Below are 14,827 nucleotides of genomic sequence, written 5' to 3'. Positions count from 1 at the left end.
CGTATGACTACGGTTACGTGCCCGGCAAGGGGTTGGTTCACGATCCACGGCCCGAATTCGAGAAATATTCGCGTATAACCGGAAATCAGCCGGGACAGGTCGCGCGGTAGGGCACCTCGGGCAGGTGACGGGCCCAGTCCGCCGCCGACAGGCCCCCGTAGCGGGCGCAGACCGCCGACGCCGGGTCGCCGGACGCGGGCGAGGGGGCCAGGTCCAGCGTGAGCACCGTCCCGCCCGCGGCCAGCACGCGCGCAGTGCGCCCGTCGCCCGCGAGCACCGCCCGCGCCGGCTGGTCCGCGCCGCCCACCGGCACCTGGCGCTCGGCCAGCAACGTGCGGTCGGGCACGCGCCACACCCGCACCCGGTCGTTGTCCGTCCCGGCCAGCAGCCGGCCGTCCGGGCTGAAGCGCAGGTGGCCGGGGGAGGGCCGCAGGCGGGTGCCGAGCACGGGCACGCCGTCCAGGTCGTAGATCTGGATGCCGGTCTCCTCGGCGATGGCCACCCGCTCGCCGTCGGGCGCGAACGTCGTGTACTCCCACGGCATGCGGTCCAGCCAGGGCGCGGGGGTGACGCGGCCGCCGCGCCTGATCGCCGAACGCCGGCCCTCGAACGTCAGCGCCACCCGGTCGCCGGGACCGGCCACGGCGTACTCGCCGACGAAGGCCGCCCGGCGGGCCCGCAGGTCCCAGGCCCACCGCTCGCCCGACTGCCGGGCCGCCGCGAACAGCAGCCCGCCACCCGGGCTGAACCAGGCCGACTGCTCGCCCGGCGCGCCCAGCCCCCTCCCGAACGGCGGCCCGACGCCCCGCCCCGACGCGGTGTCCCACAGGTACGACCGGTCCACGCCCACGAACGCCAGCGTGCGCCCGTCGGGGGACCAGGCCATCGCCCGCACGCTCTGCTCGGGACCGTTCGTCTCGGCCAGCCGGCGGCGCCCGGGGACGTCGTAGACGCGTACCGTGGCGCCGGTCAGCGTGGCGAGCCGGGAGCCGTCGTCGCTGATCGCGTACAACGAGTGCGGCCCGGCCTCCGGGGCGGTGAAGACGTCCACGGCCGGGTCGGCCGCCGCCGCCGTCAGCGCCCGCCGCGCCTGCGGCACCTGGGCCAGGCGCCAGGCCGCCAGGCTCAGCCGGCGCGCGGTCACCGGGTCGGCCACCCGCAGCGCCTCGGCCCGCGACGCGGCCACCTTGGCCATCGCCTGCTCCAGCCGCCCGTCGGCGGCCCCGCGCTGCCACAGCGCGAGCAGCGCCGCCAGCACCGCGACCGACAGCAGCCCCGCCATGAGCGCCCGCCGCCTGCGCGCCCCGCCGCGGGCCCGTCCGAGGCCCTCGTCCAGGAAGGTCTGCTCGCCGGCGCTCAGGGTGACCCGCCGCCGCCCGCCGGCCGCCCACGCCAGCGCCCGGTCGAGGGGTTCTCCCTGGTAGAGGTCGGACTCGCGGCGCCCGCCCGCGTCCCAGGCCCGCGCCGCCCGGGCCAGCTCCCGGTGCACGGCCAGGCCGTCCCGCTCGCTGTCCAGCCACTCGTGCAGGCGCGGCCAGGCACGCAGCAGCGCCGCGTACGTGATCGTCAGGGGCCCCCGGTCGGCGATCGTCAGGATGCCGGCCTTCCCGTACGTCTCCAGGACCCGGTCGATCGCGGCCACCTCGTCGGGGGCGCGTCCGGCGACCAGGTCGTCGCGGAGTGCGGGGGCCACGGTGTCGCCGCCGGAGTCGTCGAGCCCGACCAGGCGGAGGAAGACTTCGGGCACCAGATCCTGGTCTGCCCGGCAGAGCTGGAGGTAGATCGCCTCGGCGCGGGCGCCGAGCGGCGGGTCGTCGACGGGCTCGGGCGGCAGCAGGCGGCCGAGCTGCGACTGAGGGGCGTCGAGCAGGGACATGAGCAGGCCGCGGGCGTCCGGGCGCTGCTCGGGTTCGTCGTGGAGCGTGGCGGCGACCAGGCCGCGTAACAGCCGGTCGAGGCGCTCCCCGTTGCCTAATCGCTCGGTGAGCCCGTACGCGGCGAACAGCAGGACCCGCCCCCACGCCTGGACGTCACCGGCCGGGCCCGCCTCGGCGTCGGCCAGCCCCAGCCCCACCAGGCGCGGCCCGTCGGCGCCTAAAATGATCTTGTCGGGCGTGAGCGACCCGTGCACCGCCCCCGCCTCGTGCACCGCAGCCAGCGCGGTGGCCGTGGCGGCGGCCAGGCGGTAGAGGTCGTCGCCGGCGAAGGGGCCGTGCCGGTCGACGACCTGGCGCAGCGTCGGCCCCTCGATGTACTCGCTGACCAGATACGGCGGATCGCCCTGCGGGCACGCCTCGACCAGCCGCGCGGCGTGCACCGACCGCACCTCCCTGACCTGTGCGTACGCGCCCGGCCCGGGCAGGTGGAGCGCATGGCGACCGCCCGACTCGTCGTAGGCCTCGCGGACGGTCGTCCGCCCGCCGCCGTCGAGCCGGGCGCCGAGCCAGTAGCCTCCCAGCCGATCAGTCATGCGGGATTAGATGCCGCCTTCCGTTCAGCGGTTCAGTCGAGCCCGGTGCTCCGGCCACTCCTCTTCGAGGATGCCGAAATAGACCGTGTCGCGCCAGGTGCCGTCGGGCCTTCTGCGGTGGCGGCGCAGGGTGCCCTCGTGCACGCCGCCGATGCGCCGGATCGCGGCCTGGGAACGCAGGTTCAGCACGTCGGTCTTGAGCAGGACGCGGTTGTAGCCGAGGCCGAAGGCGTGGTCGAGCAGCAGCAGCTTGCAGTTGGTGTTCAGCGCGGTGCGCCAATGGGCCTGGCCGTACCAGGTCCAGCCGATCTCGACGCTGTCGTCGAAGCCGGGCACGTCGATGTAGGTCGTCCAGCCGGCCGGAAGTCCGGTCTCCTTGGGGATCACCACGAACGGGATGTGCAGGTCGTCGTCGATGAGCGCGCGGGCCGTCCTCGCCAGGTCCTCCTGCGTGCGCGGGGTGGCGGCGGGCAGCCAGCGCCAGAGCTCGTCGTCCCCGCCTCCGGCGGCGAACAGGTCCGGAACGTGTTCCAGGGTGAGGGGCTGGAGGCGCACGACGTCGTTCTCCAGCACCACGGGCGCGGGCAGCTTGGCGGTCATGCCGCCACGATAGGACGCGGTCCCGTCGCAGGTTGACGGCCACCTGGCGGTTTTTGCGGGGAACCACCTGTCGACAGCCATACCGGCCGGTCGGTAGGCTCACCGGCATGGACTTCGCCTTCGACACCGTCACCGAGGACCTGCGCGAGCGCCTGCTCCGCTTCATGGACGAATGCGTCTATCCGGCCGAGCCCGCCTTCGAGGAGCAGGCCGCGGCCGCCGGCTGGAGCCCGCCCCCGCTGCTCGACGACCTCAAGGACGAGGCGAGGAAGCGCGGCCTGTGGAACCTGTTCCTGCCGGGCGCGCACGGCGCCGGCCTGACGAACCTCCAGTACGCCCCGCTGGCCGAGATCATGGGCCGCAGTCCCAGCATCGCCCCCACCGCCACCAACTGCGCTGCCCCCGACACCGGCAACATGGAAGTGTTGTCGATGTTCGGCAGCGGGTGGCAGCGCGACGAGTGGCTGCGCCCGCTGCTCGACGGCGAGATCCGCTCGGCCTTCGCGATGACCGAGCCCGACGTCGCCTCCTCCGACGCCACCAACATCGCCACCTCGATCGTCCGCGACGGCGGCGAGTACGTCATCAATGGCCGCAAGTGGTTCATCTCCGGCGCGATGAACCCCAACTGCAAGATCTTCATCGTCATGGGCAAGACGAACCCCGACGCGCCCAAGCACCGGCAGCAGAGCATGGTCCTGGTGCCGCGCGACACCCCGGGGCTGCACGTCAAGCGCGGGATGCACGTCTTCGGCTACACCGACGCCGACCACGGCGGCCACGCCGAGGTGATCTTCGAGGACGTGCGCGTCCCGGCCGACAACCTGATCGGCGAGGAGGGCGGCGGCTTCGCCATCGCGCAGGCCAGGCTCGGCCCCGGCCGCATCCACCACTGCATGCGCCTGATCGGCATGGCCGAGCGCGCGGTCGAGCTGATGTGCGAGCGGGCCCTGGCCAGGACGGCGTTCGGCAAGCCGATCGCCCAGCAGGGTGTGGTCCAGGACTGGATCGCCGAGTCCCGCATCAGGATCGAGCAGCTCCGCCTGCTGGTGCTCAAGACCGCCTGGCTCATGGACACCGTGGGCAACCAGGGCGCCCACACCGAGATCCAGGCCATCAAGATCTCCACCCCGGTCACCGTCGAATGGATCCTGGACAAGGCCATCCAGGTGCACGGCGCGGGCGGCGTCTCCCAGGACTTCCCGCTGGCCGCGCTCTGGGCGGGCGCCCGCTCCCTGCGCCTGGCCGACGGTCCCGACGAGGTCCACAAGCGGTCCCTGGCCTATCGCGAGCTGAAGAGGTTCATGTGAACGAAGCGCAGATCAAGGAGCGCGTGCGCGCGTTCCTGGGCGAGCACGACCCCGACGGGGACCGGCTGGAGTTCCTGCGGGCCAGGTTCGACGCCGGGCTGGCCTGGGTCTGGTTCCCCGAAGGGCTCGGCGGCCTCGGCGCGGCCAGGGAGCTGCAGCAGGTGGTCGAGCACGAGCTGGCCGGCACGCCGCAGATCAACAGCGGCGTCCAGGGCATCGGCCTGGGCATGGCCGCGCCGACGATCCTGGCGTTCGGCACGCAGGAGCAGAGACGGCGCTTCCTGCGCCCGCTGTGGACCGGCGAGGAGATCTGGTGCCAGCTCTTCAGCGAGCCCGGCGCCGGCTCCGACCTGGCCACCCTCGCCACCCGCGCGGTCAGGGACGGCGACGAGTGGGTGGTCGACGGCCAGAAGGTGTGGACGTCGGGCGCCCACCACTCGCGGTGGGCGATCCTGGTCACCCGCACCGACCCGGACGTGCCCAAGCACCGCGGCATGACGTACTTCGTCTGCGACATGCACGCGCCCGGCGTCGAGGTGCGGCCGCTGCGGCAGATCACCGGCGAGGCCGAGTTCAACGAGGTGTTCCTGACCGGCGTGCGGCTCTCCGACGACCTGCGGCTGGGCGAGGTCGGCGACGGCTGGCGGGTCGCGCAGACCACGCTGATGAACGAGCGCGTCGCGATCGGCGGCGCGCCCGTGCGGCGCGGCGGCGGCATGGTCGGCGCGGTGCTGGCGGCCTGGCGCGAGCACCCCGAGCTGCGCACCCACGACCTGCACCAGCGGCTGCTGGCGCTGTGGGTGGAGGCCGAGGTGACCCGCCTGTCCGGGGCCCGGCTGCGCGAGCAGCTCGCCGCCGGGCAGCCCGGCCCCGAGGGCTCGGGCATGAAGTTGTCGTTCGCCCGGCTCAACCAGGCGCTGTCCGGCTTCGACGTCGAGCTCCGCCGCGACCTGGGCTACGACGACTGGACGTTCCGCCGCTCGGAGGACGTCGACTTCTACGGCCGCGGCCCCGGCTACCGCTACCTGCGGGCCAAGGGCAACTCGATCGAGGGCGGCACGTCCGAGATCCTGCGCAACATCATCTCCGAACGGGTGCTCGGCCTGCCCTCCGAGCCCCGCGTCGACAAGGACGTGCCCTGGAAGGACCTGCCGCGATGACCCTGCTCTACTCCGAGGTCGAGGAGGAGCTGCGCGCGGCCGTGCGCGGCCTGCTCGCCGACCGCTGCCCGTCGGCCGCGGTGCTCGGGCGCGTCGAGTCGCAGCCCTACGACCTGGACCTGTGGAAGACGCTGGCGGGCGAGATCGGGGTCGCCGGCCTCCTCGTGCCCGAGGAGCTGGGCGGCGCGGGCGCGTCGGCCAGCGAGGTGGCCGTCGTGCTGGAGGAGCTGGGCCGGGCCGTGGCGCCGGTGCCGTTCCTGACCAGCGCGGTGCTGGCCACGCGGGCGCTGCTGCCCACCGGTGACCCCCTGCTCGGCGAGCTGGCCGAGGGGCGCAGGACGGCGGCGCTGGTCGTGTCGTTCGCGGCCTCGCCGTACCGGCCGGGGCGCGGGTCGTCGCTGCGGCTGGCGGGCGGGCGGCTGTCCGGGACCGTCACCGGCGTGGCCGGGGCGGACGTCGCCGACGTGCTCCTGGTGCCCTTCGAGGGCAGGCTGTACGAGGTCGAGGGCGCCACCGTCGAGGTGGTGCCCTCGCTCGACCTGACCAGGCCGGTCGCCTCCGTCACCCTCGCCGGAGCGCCGGCCCGCGACGTCGGCGCGTGCGACCTGGCCGGCGTGCTGCGGTTCGGTGCGGGCCTGCTGGCCTCCGAACAGGTCGGCGTGGCCGAGTGGTGTCTCGACACGACGCTCGCCTACGTCAAGGAGCGCCACCAGTTCGCCCGGCCGGTCGGCTCCTTCCAGGCGATCAAGCACCGGCTGGCCGACCTCTGGCTGGACGTGGTCAGGGCCAGGGCCGCCGCCCGCGCCGCGGCCGCCGATCCCGGGGACATCGCGGTCGCGGTGGCGCAGTCGTGGAACGCGGGGGTGGCGGTGCACGCCGCCGAGGAGGCGGTCCAGCTCCACGGCGGGATCGGGATGACCTGGGAGCATCCCGTGCATCTGTATCTCAAGCGCGCCAAGGCCACCGAGATCGCGCTCGGCACCCCCGGAGACCACCGGGAGGCGCTGGCCTCACTCGCCGGCGTCCCCGGCCCCGAGGGAGTTCAGCAGTAGGTCGGCGAAGTGCCTGCCCACCTGGGCGCCGGTCAGCGGCCCGTCGGTGTGGAACCAGGTGCCCAGGTGGTGCACCGAGCCGAAGAAGTAGTCGACGACCAGCTCGGCGGGCACCCGGTCGCTGAGGACGCCCGTGCGCTGCCCCTCGGCGACCAGGCCGCGGAAGCGCTCGTGGTAGCGGCGGCGCTCGGCGCGCACGGTCTTCTGCTTCTCGGTCGCGAGCAGGTGCATCGACCTGAAGAAGATCTTGGAGTCGTCCAGGTTCGCGGTCGTCGTCTCCACGACGTCGGCCGCGGCCCGGTGCAGCCGCTCGCGGACCGTGCCCGGACCGTCGGCGATGCGCGTCAGACGGTCCATCTGCATGCGGAGCAGGCGGGCGTAGATCTCGTGCAGCAGATCGTCTTTTGAGTCAAAATAGTGGTACATGGCGCCCTTGGTGACGCCGGCCGCCAGGACGATCTCCTGGACCGAGGTCCCCTCGAATCCGCGGGCCGCGAACAGCCGGGTAGCCTCGGCGAGCAACCGCTGCCGAACGGGTTCTTCCTTCACTTCGTCCCCCTTGTCACCGCCATAGCATACCGACTGGTCGGTTGACGGTCTTGCGGGTTCTATTTACGTCACCTTAGGCTCGCCTTGGTTCAAGCATGGGTATCACTTAGACCGGTGAGGATCTTCGGAGTGGCAGATCCTGAAGGTTTCTACTGACTCGGGGAGTTTGCCGTGCCCGGTGGCTCTATCTACGTGCAGCAGGACGAGAAGTACACAGGCTCATCCCCGCAGTGGTGGTACGAGAAGTTCTGGCGTGAGGACGCGCCCAACCGGCGCCGGTCCCGGTACGTCAAGGCGGGCGTGGGCGCGGTGGCCGGCGTCCTGCTCGCGCTGCGGTTCGGCTCGGAGTTCATCCTGTTCTGGGGAGCCGTCACCGCCGGTCTGGTGGCCGCCGTCGACTGGTTCATCGACTGGCGCTCGTTCCGCGCGACGGCCGTCTGGCGCGGCGCCCGGCGCGGCGAGCTGATCACGGGTCGGCTGCTGCGCAGGCAGCTCGCCAGGCGCGGTTACCAGGTGCTCGACGGCCGCGCGATCCGCGACCAGGCCTCCATCGACCACCTCGTGATCGGCCCGACGGGCATCTGGGTCATCGACAACGAGTCCTGGAGCCCCGACACCGAGATCGGCTGCTACAACGGCAGGCTGTTCTTCAGCGAGAAGTACGGCAGCAAATGGGCCAAGCCGCTCGTCGACACCGCCGAGGCGTTCGCCGAACTGCTGACCCGCGAGACCGGGATCGAGGTCACGATCTCGCCCATGCTGGCCGTCCACTGCGGGCTGCTGCCGCGCGGCGGCGTCGTGGTCGGCGAGGGCCTCGCGCTGATCAAGCCGCGCCTGGTCTCCCGGCGGATCAGGGCGGTCGAGGGCGTGGTGTTCACCGAGCAGCAGGTCGAGCTGCTGACCCGCACCGCGGCCAGGGAGCTGCAGAAGGTCTGACCGCCGTCAGGCCAGGGTCTCGATGAACGCGGTGAGCTGGGCGACGTTCCGGCACTCGTGCATCTCGACCACGGTGCCGTACTCGCTCGCGACCGAGTCGCCGGTGTCCCACTGCGGCCTGGGCTCGGGGTTGAGCCAGTAGGCGTGGCGGGCCCCCGACGTCAGGCGCCTGAGCACGTCGAGGGCGGGCGGCTGGTAGTTGGAGCGGGCGTCGCCGAGGATCAGCAGCGAGGTCCGCGGGCCGATGGCGTCGGCATGGCGTTCGGCGAAGCCTTCCAGGGCGTGGCCGTAGTTCGTCCGGCCGAAGCGCACCATGTCGGCCTCGTCCGCCAGCCTCGTCATGGCCTCCACCACGTCCGCGCCGGGCACGAAGAAGCGGGTGATCTCGTCCACCCGGTCCACGAACCCGAACGCCCGCACCTTCGTGAACTGCTCCCGCAGCGCGTACGTCAGCAGCAGCGTGAAGTGGGCGAACGACGAGACCGAGTCGCTGGTGTCGCAGAGGATGACCAGCTCGGGCTTGTGCGGCCGGGGCGGCTTGAAGTGCGTGGTCAGCGGCACGCCGCCGCTCTGCAGCGAGGCCCGCACGGTCCGCCGGAAGTCCAGCCGCCCCCTGCGCCCCTTCCTGTGCTTGATCGTCAGCCGCGCGGCCAGCCGCCTGGCCAGCGGGTAGACCTCCTTGCGCAGCCTGGCCAGGTCGGCCCTGGTGATGCGGAGGAAGTCGATCTGGTCGAGCGGCGGGCGCACGGCCGAGCGGGCGATGCGCTCGATGCCCGAGTCCTCGGCGATGCGGCGGCGCACGTCGGTGGCCACGGCCTCCTCGAAGCGCCGGATGTTGCCGTTGACGCGCTGCCGCACGGTCTTCTCGGCCAGCCCGCCGCGTTCCTGCCCGGCCAGCACGTTCGCCAGGATGCGGGCCATCAGCGTCTCGGGGGACAGGGCGCGCAGGACGCTGTAGGAGAACCAGTTCTGGCGGCCGGGCCCGGTGGTCTGCTGGCGGCCGAACCGCTCGACCATGACCTGGGCGAACTCCCGCAGCTCGGCGTCGGTGCTGCCGGTGAGCAGCCCGGCCAGGCGGTCGCGCAGCTCGGTCACCGGGGCCGTCCGCGGGTCGAGCCCTGCGTCGCCGGGGCGCGGGGCGTGCATGCCGGTCGTGGACGACGGGAACCACAGGTCGAACAGCACGTCGAAGCCGGGACGGTAGGCCGGCTTCTTGACCAGCGTGGCCGCGTAGGCGGCGCGCAGCGACTCGCGCTCGCTCAGGTCGATCACCCGCAGCGCGCGGGCCGCGTCGAGCCCCTCGGCGAGCGACACCGGCAGGCCCGCCTCGCGCAGCGCGTGCACGAACCCGACATGCCGGTCCACCAGCGACATGCGCTCAGGCATCCGGCAGCCCCAGCTCCTTGATCGCCCGCGTCTGGTCGGAGGCGTGCTTGAGGACCACGCCCAGCGTCCCGGCCACCGTCGCCTCGTCCAGCTCCTCCCGGCCGAGGGCCAGCAGCGTGTTGGCCCAGTCGACGGTCTCGGCGACCGACGGCGCCTTCTTCAGCTCCAGCGCCCGCATGGTCGCGACCGTCCTGGCGAGCTGCTCGGCCAGGTCGGCCCGGATGGTCGGCACCTGCGCGAGCACGATGTCGCGCTCCCGTTCCGGCGTCGGGTACTCGATGTGCAGGTAGAGGCAGCGCCGCTTGAGCGCCTCGGACAGCTCGCGGGTGGCGTTGGAGGTGAGCAGCACGAACGGTTTGCGGGTGGCGGCGATCGTGCCCAGCTCGGGGATGGTGACCTGGAAGTCGGACAGCAGCTCCAGCAGCAGCCCCTCGACCTCGACGTCGGCCTTGTCGGTCTCGTCGATCAGCAGCACGGTGGGGTCGGCCGACCTGATCGCCTTCAGCAGGGGGCGTTCCAGCAGGAACTCCTCGGTGAAGATGTCGTCGTCGGCGCTGGTCGCCTGGATGCGGAGCAGCTGCTTCTTGTAGTTCCACTCGTACAGCGCGCGGGCCTCGTCGAGCCCCTCGTAACACTGGAGGCGGACCAGCTCGGACCCGGTCGCCTGGGCCACGGCCTTGGCGAGCTGCGTCTTGCCCACGCCGGCGGGCCCTTCGACCAGCAGCGGCTTGCCCAGTGCGGCGGCGAGGAACACCGAGGTGGAGATGGCGTCGTCGGAGAGGTAGTCCACGGCGGCGAGCCGCGCCGTAACGTCGGCGGGCGAGTCGAACATCGATGCTCCCTGTCTGCAGGCCGAACTTTATTCTAGCGGCAGGAGTCCATCCGAGGTCGATTCGACCAACATGCGGATCACCGGTATATTCCTCTCTGCAAGCGCCGCTAGCTCAGTTGGTTAGAGCAGCTGACTCTTAATCAGCGGGTCCGGGGTTCGAGTCCCTGGCGGCGCACCGCACGAAAGCCCCAGTTCAGTACGCTGAGCTGGGGTTTTCTCGTTGTCCGGTGGCTCTGGTCGAACCGCTGGGCCGCCCTGCTTCCCCGGGCCCGTTATGCAATCTTTGCTTGCGGCCATGAGGAAGCTGCGTAATATGAACGTTCATATCGCTGAGCCCTGTTATCCCCGGTCAGCCGCACACTCCCCGCTTCGTCATGCCTAGATGAGCCGTCAGAGGATATGAACGTTCAAATTTTCGCCGAGCCCTCCGGCTACCTCGACTTCGCCCGGCTGGGGCCGCTCTCCCGCGCGGTCGCGGGGGTCCTGGCCGAGTCGGCCCACCGCCGCGTCGGCGACATGCCGCTGGCCTGGTTCGAGGAGCAGGCGGCGCGGACGCGCTCGGCGGCGGCGCGGCTGCTGCGGGCGGCCGAGCACGAAGTGGCGTTCGTCTCCTCCACCAGCCACGGGCTGTTCGCCGCCGCCGCCGCGCTGCCCGGAGAGGGCGTGGTGCTGCTGCCCCGGGGTGAGTTCCCCGCGAACGTCTACCCCTGGCTGCGGTTCGAGGGGCGCGGCGGGCTCCGGGTGCGGTGGATCGACGAAGTGCGCCTCACCCCCCAGGTGCTGGCCGAGCACCTGGACGCGTCGGTGCGGGCACTCGCGGTCAGCGCGGTCGACGCGCTCACCGGCTACCCGGCGCCGCTGGGCGCGCTGAAGGAGGTGCTCGGGCCGGGACGCGTGCTGGTCGTGGACGCGATCCAGGGGCTGGGCGCCGTGCCGTTGGAGGTGGAGGCCGCCGACGTGCTGGTCTGCGGCGGGCAGAAGTGGCTGCGCGCCGGTTGGGGGGCGGCGCTCTTCCTGGCCCGCGACCGCGTCGCCGGGCTGATGGCGCCGGGGCTCGGCGGGTGGTCGGGGGTCGAGGGCCCGCTGGCGGGGCCCGCGCCCCGGCCGCCGCTCGCGGGAGCGGCCGCGCACACGATGACCAATCCCGACTATTCCGGCGTCGCCGCCCTGGGCGTCGCGATCGAGCTGGTCCTGGAGGCCGGCGTCGCGGAGATCGGCCGCAGGACGGCCGATCGGCTGGGTGAGCTGCTCGACACGGCCCGCGCCGCCGGGGCACGGGTGCTGCTGGACGCGCCCGCCGGCGCCGGCGGGCCGGCGCCGCCCGGCGCCGGGCGTGGCCCCGGACGTGGCGCCGCGGAGTGGAGCGGCATCGGGTCCTTCACGATGCCCGGCCGGGATCCGGCGGCCGTCCATGCCGCGCTGGCCGCCGCCGGGCTCACCACGACTCTGCGGGGCGAGTGGATCCGTCTCTCGCCCCACGCCACCACCTCGGGCAAGGCCGTACAGCGTCTGGCCGCCGCCCTGCACCCCCCGAGAAAGGAATCGTCATGAACCGACCTCTCGTCATGGTCGTCTCCGCGACTCTCGCTCTGGCCGTCACGGCCTGCGGCGGCGGGGGCGGGAGCGACCAGAAGTCCACCGGTCCCGTGAAGATCACGGTCTGGAGCTGGAAGCCCGCCTCCGACGGGCTGGCCTCGGTGGCCAAGGACTTCGAGCAGGCGAACCCCGGCATCAAGGTCGACGTCCAGGTGGTCGGGAACCCCGCGATCTGGGAGAAGATCACGGTGGGGATGGCCGCGGGAGGCAAGGGCCTGGGGGACGTCCTGCACATCGGCATCGACTACCTGCCCGGATACATGGAGAAGTTCCCCGGCGGGCTGGCGGACCTGAGCGAGCTGGGCGCCGACAAGTACAAGGACGCCTTCGCCGAGGGCCTGTGGCCGACGGTCACCGGCAAGGACGGCAAGGCGTACGCGATGCCGTGGGAGGTCAACCCGGTCGGGTTCTTCTACCGTTCGGACCTGTTCGACAAGGCAGGCATCGACTCCGCGGCGATCAGGACCTGGGACGACGCGATCGAGGCGGGCAAGAAGCTCAAGGAGAGGACGGGCGCCTATCTGATCGGCCTGAACAAGCCGGCGGCCGGCAGCGTGGACATGGACCTCTTCCAGTCGCTGCTGCAGCAGCAGGGCGCCTTCTACTTCGACCGTCAGGGAGCGGTCACGCTCTCCTCGGCGCCCGCCGTGCAGGCGATGACCCTGATCAAGAAGATGAACGACGCCGGGATCGTCGCCGACACCTCCGGCGAGGGGACGCGGAAGAAGCTGATCAGCGAGGACAAGGTCGCGGTGCTGCCGTGGGCGGCTTGGGGGGTCGGCTACATCCCCGAGACGTGGCCGAAGCAGAAGGGGCTCTGGCGCGTCATGCAGCCGCCGGCCGTCGTGCCGGGCGGCAAGCGCACCGCGATCGTCAACTCCACGTACCTGTCGGTCTCCGGAACCAGCCCGCACAAGGCGGAGGCGTTCAAGTTCCTTGAGTACGCGCTGACCAGGCCCGAGGTCATCAACAAGATGTTCGAGGACGGCGGGGTCTTCCCCGCTCTGACCGCCGCCTACGCCGACCCGCGGTTCACCGCCAGGACGGACTACTACGGCGGGCAGCCCGCGCTCAAGACCTTCGTGGACGCGCTGGGCGAGGGCGCGGACGCCACCTACTACTCCGGCGACTACGCCCGCGCGCTGAAGATCGCCAGTGACGCGCAGACCCAGGTCCTGCTGAAGGGCGCCGACCCGGCCGCCGCGCTGAGCCAGGCGGCCCAGCAGTTGTCCCAGCAGTCCGGCAGGAAGCTCGCGGGATGACCGCCCGCCTGCTCACCAGGAGAAACGTTCCGTACTTCCTGGTGCTGCCCGCGCTGCTCGGCTTCGTCTGCTTCAAGGCCTATCCGATCCTGGCGGCGGCCTACATCAGCCTGACGACCGGCGCCGGGGCGGCGCGTTCCTTCGCCGGACTGGACAATTACGTCAGGCTGGTGAACGACCCGCTGTTCTGGACGTCGTTGGGGAACACGGCGCTGATCCTCGTCGTCCAGGTCCCGATCATGCTGATCCTCGCACTGCTGCTGGCGCTGGGCCTCAACTCCAAGCTCGTACGGCTGCGCGCCCTGTGGCGGCTCGGCGTCTTCATGCCCTCGCTGACCGGCCTGGTCGCCTACGGCGTGATGTTCTCGGTGATCCTCAGCAAGGACTCCGGCCTGCTCAACTGGCTGCTCGGCCTCTTCGGCGTCAGCCCGATCGACTGGCTGGGCAGCCCCTTCTGGGCGCGAATCGCCATCGTCATCGCGCTGACCTGGCACTACTGCGGCTACAACGCGGTGATCTACCTGGCCGGGCTGCAGAGCATCGCGAAGGAGCTGTACGAGGCGGCGATGGTCGACGGCGCGGGAGCGGTCCGCCGCTTCTGGTCGATCACCGTCCCGCAACTGCGGCCGATCCTGCTGCTGACGATCGTGCTGTCGGCGATCGGCACGCTGCAACTGTTCGACGAGCCGTTCGTGCTCACCGGTGGCGGCCCGGACAACTCCACCCTGACGATCTCCCTCTATCTGTACCAGAACGGCTTCCGCTACTTCGACTTCGGTTACGCCTCGGCGATCGCCTACGCGCTCACGCTGATCGTGGCCGGCTTCGGGCTGGTGCAGCTCAAGCTCACCGGAGGCAGGAAATGAAGGGCTGGCTGCTGACCTTCGCGCTCGCCGCGTGCTTCGCCCTGTGCGTCGGCCCGTTCTACTGGCTGACCATGGCGGCCACGCACGCCAACGCCGACATCTTCGGCGCCACGCCCACGTTCTCGCCGGGCGACCAGCTCGGAGCGAACACCGCGAAGCTGGAGGAGTCCATCGGCCTGCTCCACGTGCTGGGGAACACGCTGCTCGTGGCGACCGTCCAGACGTCGATCGCGCTGGTCGTGGCGTTGCTGGCGGGCTACGCGTTCGCCAAGTTCGAGTTCCGTGGCAGGAACGCCTTCTTCGTCCTGCTGCTGTCGACGCTGGTGATCCCGGGCGGCGTCACCATCATCCCGATCTTCGAGATGATGAACGACCTCGGGCTGATCGACACCTTCCCGGCGCTCATCCTGCCGAACCTGACCGTTCCGTTCGGGATCTTCCTCATCCGGCAGTCGCTGCAGGCCGTACCCGACGAGTTGCTCGACGCGGCGCGCGTGGACGGGGCGGGGGAGCTCCGGGTGCTGTGGCGGGTGGTGGTGCCGGTCATGCGGCCCGCGCTCGCGGCGTTGGCGGTCTTCCTGTTCCTCGGCGCGTGGAACGACTTCCTGTGGCCGCTGATCGCGCTGCGCACGCCCGAGATGTTCACCCTGCCGGTCGCGCTGGCCACCCTCCAGGGGCTGGCCAGGACCGACTTCGGCCAGGTCATGGTGGGCACCGCGATCTCCGCGCTGCCCATGATGATCCTCTTTCTCATCCTTCAGAAACAGTTCATCTCCGGCCTGCTGGCCGGGGCCACGAAAGGTTGACC

At 71.6% G+C, this 14,827-nt stretch carries 13 protein-coding genes and 1 tRNA gene; 9 read left to right on the top strand and 5 right to left on the bottom strand.

Annotated features, from left to right (window positions below):
* Positions 1-85: 85 nt before the first annotated feature.
* Together ACIA8R_RS09825 and ACIA8R_RS09820 are read right to left on the bottom strand one after the other, a co-directional pair.
* Positions 86-2,470, bottom strand: a complete 2,385-nt coding sequence (locus ACIA8R_RS09825) for a hypothetical protein (protein ID WP_397037660.1) — start codon at positions 2,468-2,470, stop codon at positions 86-88.
* Between the two features lie 24 nt (positions 2,471-2,494).
* Positions 2,495-3,070: a GNAT family protein gene (locus ACIA8R_RS09820; protein ID WP_364084779.1), complete on the bottom strand. Its 576-nt coding sequence runs from the start codon at positions 3,068-3,070 to the stop codon at positions 2,495-2,497.
* Between the two features lie 107 nt (positions 3,071-3,177).
* Here ACIA8R_RS09820 and ACIA8R_RS09815 point away from each other — a divergent pair, with 107 nt between their 5' ends.
* Genes ACIA8R_RS09815 through ACIA8R_RS09805 form a run of 3 tightly spaced genes read left to right on the top strand, consistent with a single transcriptional unit; the run spans position 3,178 to position 6,592 of the window.
* Positions 3,178-4,380 (top strand): acyl-CoA dehydrogenase family protein, encoded by a 1,203-nt coding sequence (locus tag ACIA8R_RS09815; RefSeq protein ID WP_364084776.1) that lies wholly within the window; start codon positions 3,178-3,180, stop codon positions 4,378-4,380.
* Positions 4,377-5,540: an acyl-CoA dehydrogenase family protein gene (locus ACIA8R_RS09810; RefSeq protein ID WP_357699073.1), complete on the top strand. Its 1,164-nt coding sequence runs from the start codon at positions 4,377-4,379 to the stop codon at positions 5,538-5,540. The genes ACIA8R_RS09815 and ACIA8R_RS09810 overlap by 4 nt, the downstream gene beginning before the upstream one ends.
* On the top strand, positions 5,537-6,592 hold the full coding sequence (locus ACIA8R_RS09805) for an acyl-CoA dehydrogenase family protein (protein WP_397037658.1): 1,056 nt from the start codon (positions 5,537-5,539) through the stop codon (positions 6,590-6,592). Before ACIA8R_RS09810 ends, ACIA8R_RS09805 begins: the two co-directional genes overlap by 4 nt.
* Here ACIA8R_RS09805 and ACIA8R_RS09800 read toward each other — a convergent pair.
* Positions 6,551-7,141, bottom strand: coding sequence for a TetR/AcrR family transcriptional regulator (locus ACIA8R_RS09800; protein WP_357699077.1), 591 nt, complete (start codon positions 7,139-7,141; stop codon positions 6,551-6,553). The two genes, ACIA8R_RS09805 and ACIA8R_RS09800, sit on opposite strands and share 42 nt — an antisense overlap.
* Before the next feature lie 171 nt (positions 7,142-7,312).
* On the opposite strand from ACIA8R_RS09800, the gene ACIA8R_RS09795 reads away from it, so the two are divergent.
* Positions 7,313-8,077, top strand: coding sequence for a nuclease-related domain-containing protein (locus ACIA8R_RS09795; RefSeq protein WP_357699079.1), 765 nt, complete (start codon positions 7,313-7,315; stop codon positions 8,075-8,077).
* A 6-nt stretch (positions 8,078-8,083) separates the two neighbouring features.
* Here ACIA8R_RS09795 and ACIA8R_RS09790 read toward each other — a convergent pair whose 3' ends face one another.
* Together ACIA8R_RS09790 and ACIA8R_RS09785 are read right to left on the bottom strand one after the other, a co-directional pair.
* On the bottom strand, positions 8,084-9,463 hold the full coding sequence (locus ACIA8R_RS09790; protein ID WP_397037655.1) for a VWA domain-containing protein: 1,380 nt from the start codon (positions 9,461-9,463) through the stop codon (positions 8,084-8,086).
* Positions 9,456-10,295 (bottom strand): MoxR family ATPase, encoded by an 840-nt coding sequence (locus tag ACIA8R_RS09785; RefSeq protein WP_357699083.1) that lies wholly within the window; start codon positions 10,293-10,295, stop codon positions 9,456-9,458. The genes ACIA8R_RS09790 and ACIA8R_RS09785 overlap by 8 nt, the downstream gene beginning before the upstream one ends.
* Positions 10,296-10,396: 101 nt before the next feature.
* On the opposite strand from ACIA8R_RS09785, the gene ACIA8R_RS09780 reads away from it, so the two are divergent.
* The 5 genes from ACIA8R_RS09780 to ACIA8R_RS09760 all read left to right on the top strand — a co-directional run bounded on the left by ACIA8R_RS09780 (position 10,397) and on the right by ACIA8R_RS09760 (position 14,825).
* Positions 10,397-10,470 (top strand) — tRNA-Lys (locus tag ACIA8R_RS09780).
* Positions 10,471-10,694: 224 nt separating this feature from the next.
* A complete protein-coding gene (locus tag ACIA8R_RS09775) occupies positions 10,695-11,846 on the top strand; it encodes an aminotransferase class V-fold PLP-dependent enzyme (RefSeq protein WP_397037653.1) in 1,152 nt (383 codons plus the stop codon).
* Positions 11,843-13,153, top strand: a complete 1,311-nt coding sequence (locus tag ACIA8R_RS09770) for an ABC transporter substrate-binding protein (protein WP_397037651.1) — start codon at positions 11,843-11,845, stop codon at positions 13,151-13,153. Before ACIA8R_RS09775 ends, ACIA8R_RS09770 begins: the two co-directional genes overlap by 4 nt.
* Positions 13,150-14,019: a sugar ABC transporter permease gene (locus tag ACIA8R_RS09765; RefSeq protein ID WP_357699089.1), complete on the top strand. Its 870-nt coding sequence runs from the start codon at positions 13,150-13,152 to the stop codon at positions 14,017-14,019. Before ACIA8R_RS09770 ends, ACIA8R_RS09765 begins: the two co-directional genes overlap by 4 nt.
* A complete protein-coding gene (locus ACIA8R_RS09760) occupies positions 14,016-14,825 on the top strand; it encodes a carbohydrate ABC transporter permease (RefSeq protein ID WP_364084761.1) in 810 nt (269 codons plus the stop codon). Before ACIA8R_RS09765 ends, ACIA8R_RS09760 begins: the two co-directional genes overlap by 4 nt.
* The last annotated feature ends 2 nt before the right edge of the window (positions 14,826-14,827 follow it).

It is taken from the genome of Nonomuraea sp. NPDC051191, from assembly GCF_044455665.1.
GTDB lineage: Bacteria > Actinomycetota > Actinomycetes > Streptosporangiales > Streptosporangiaceae > Nonomuraea.
This window is presented reverse-complemented; position numbering and strand designations above follow the sequence as displayed.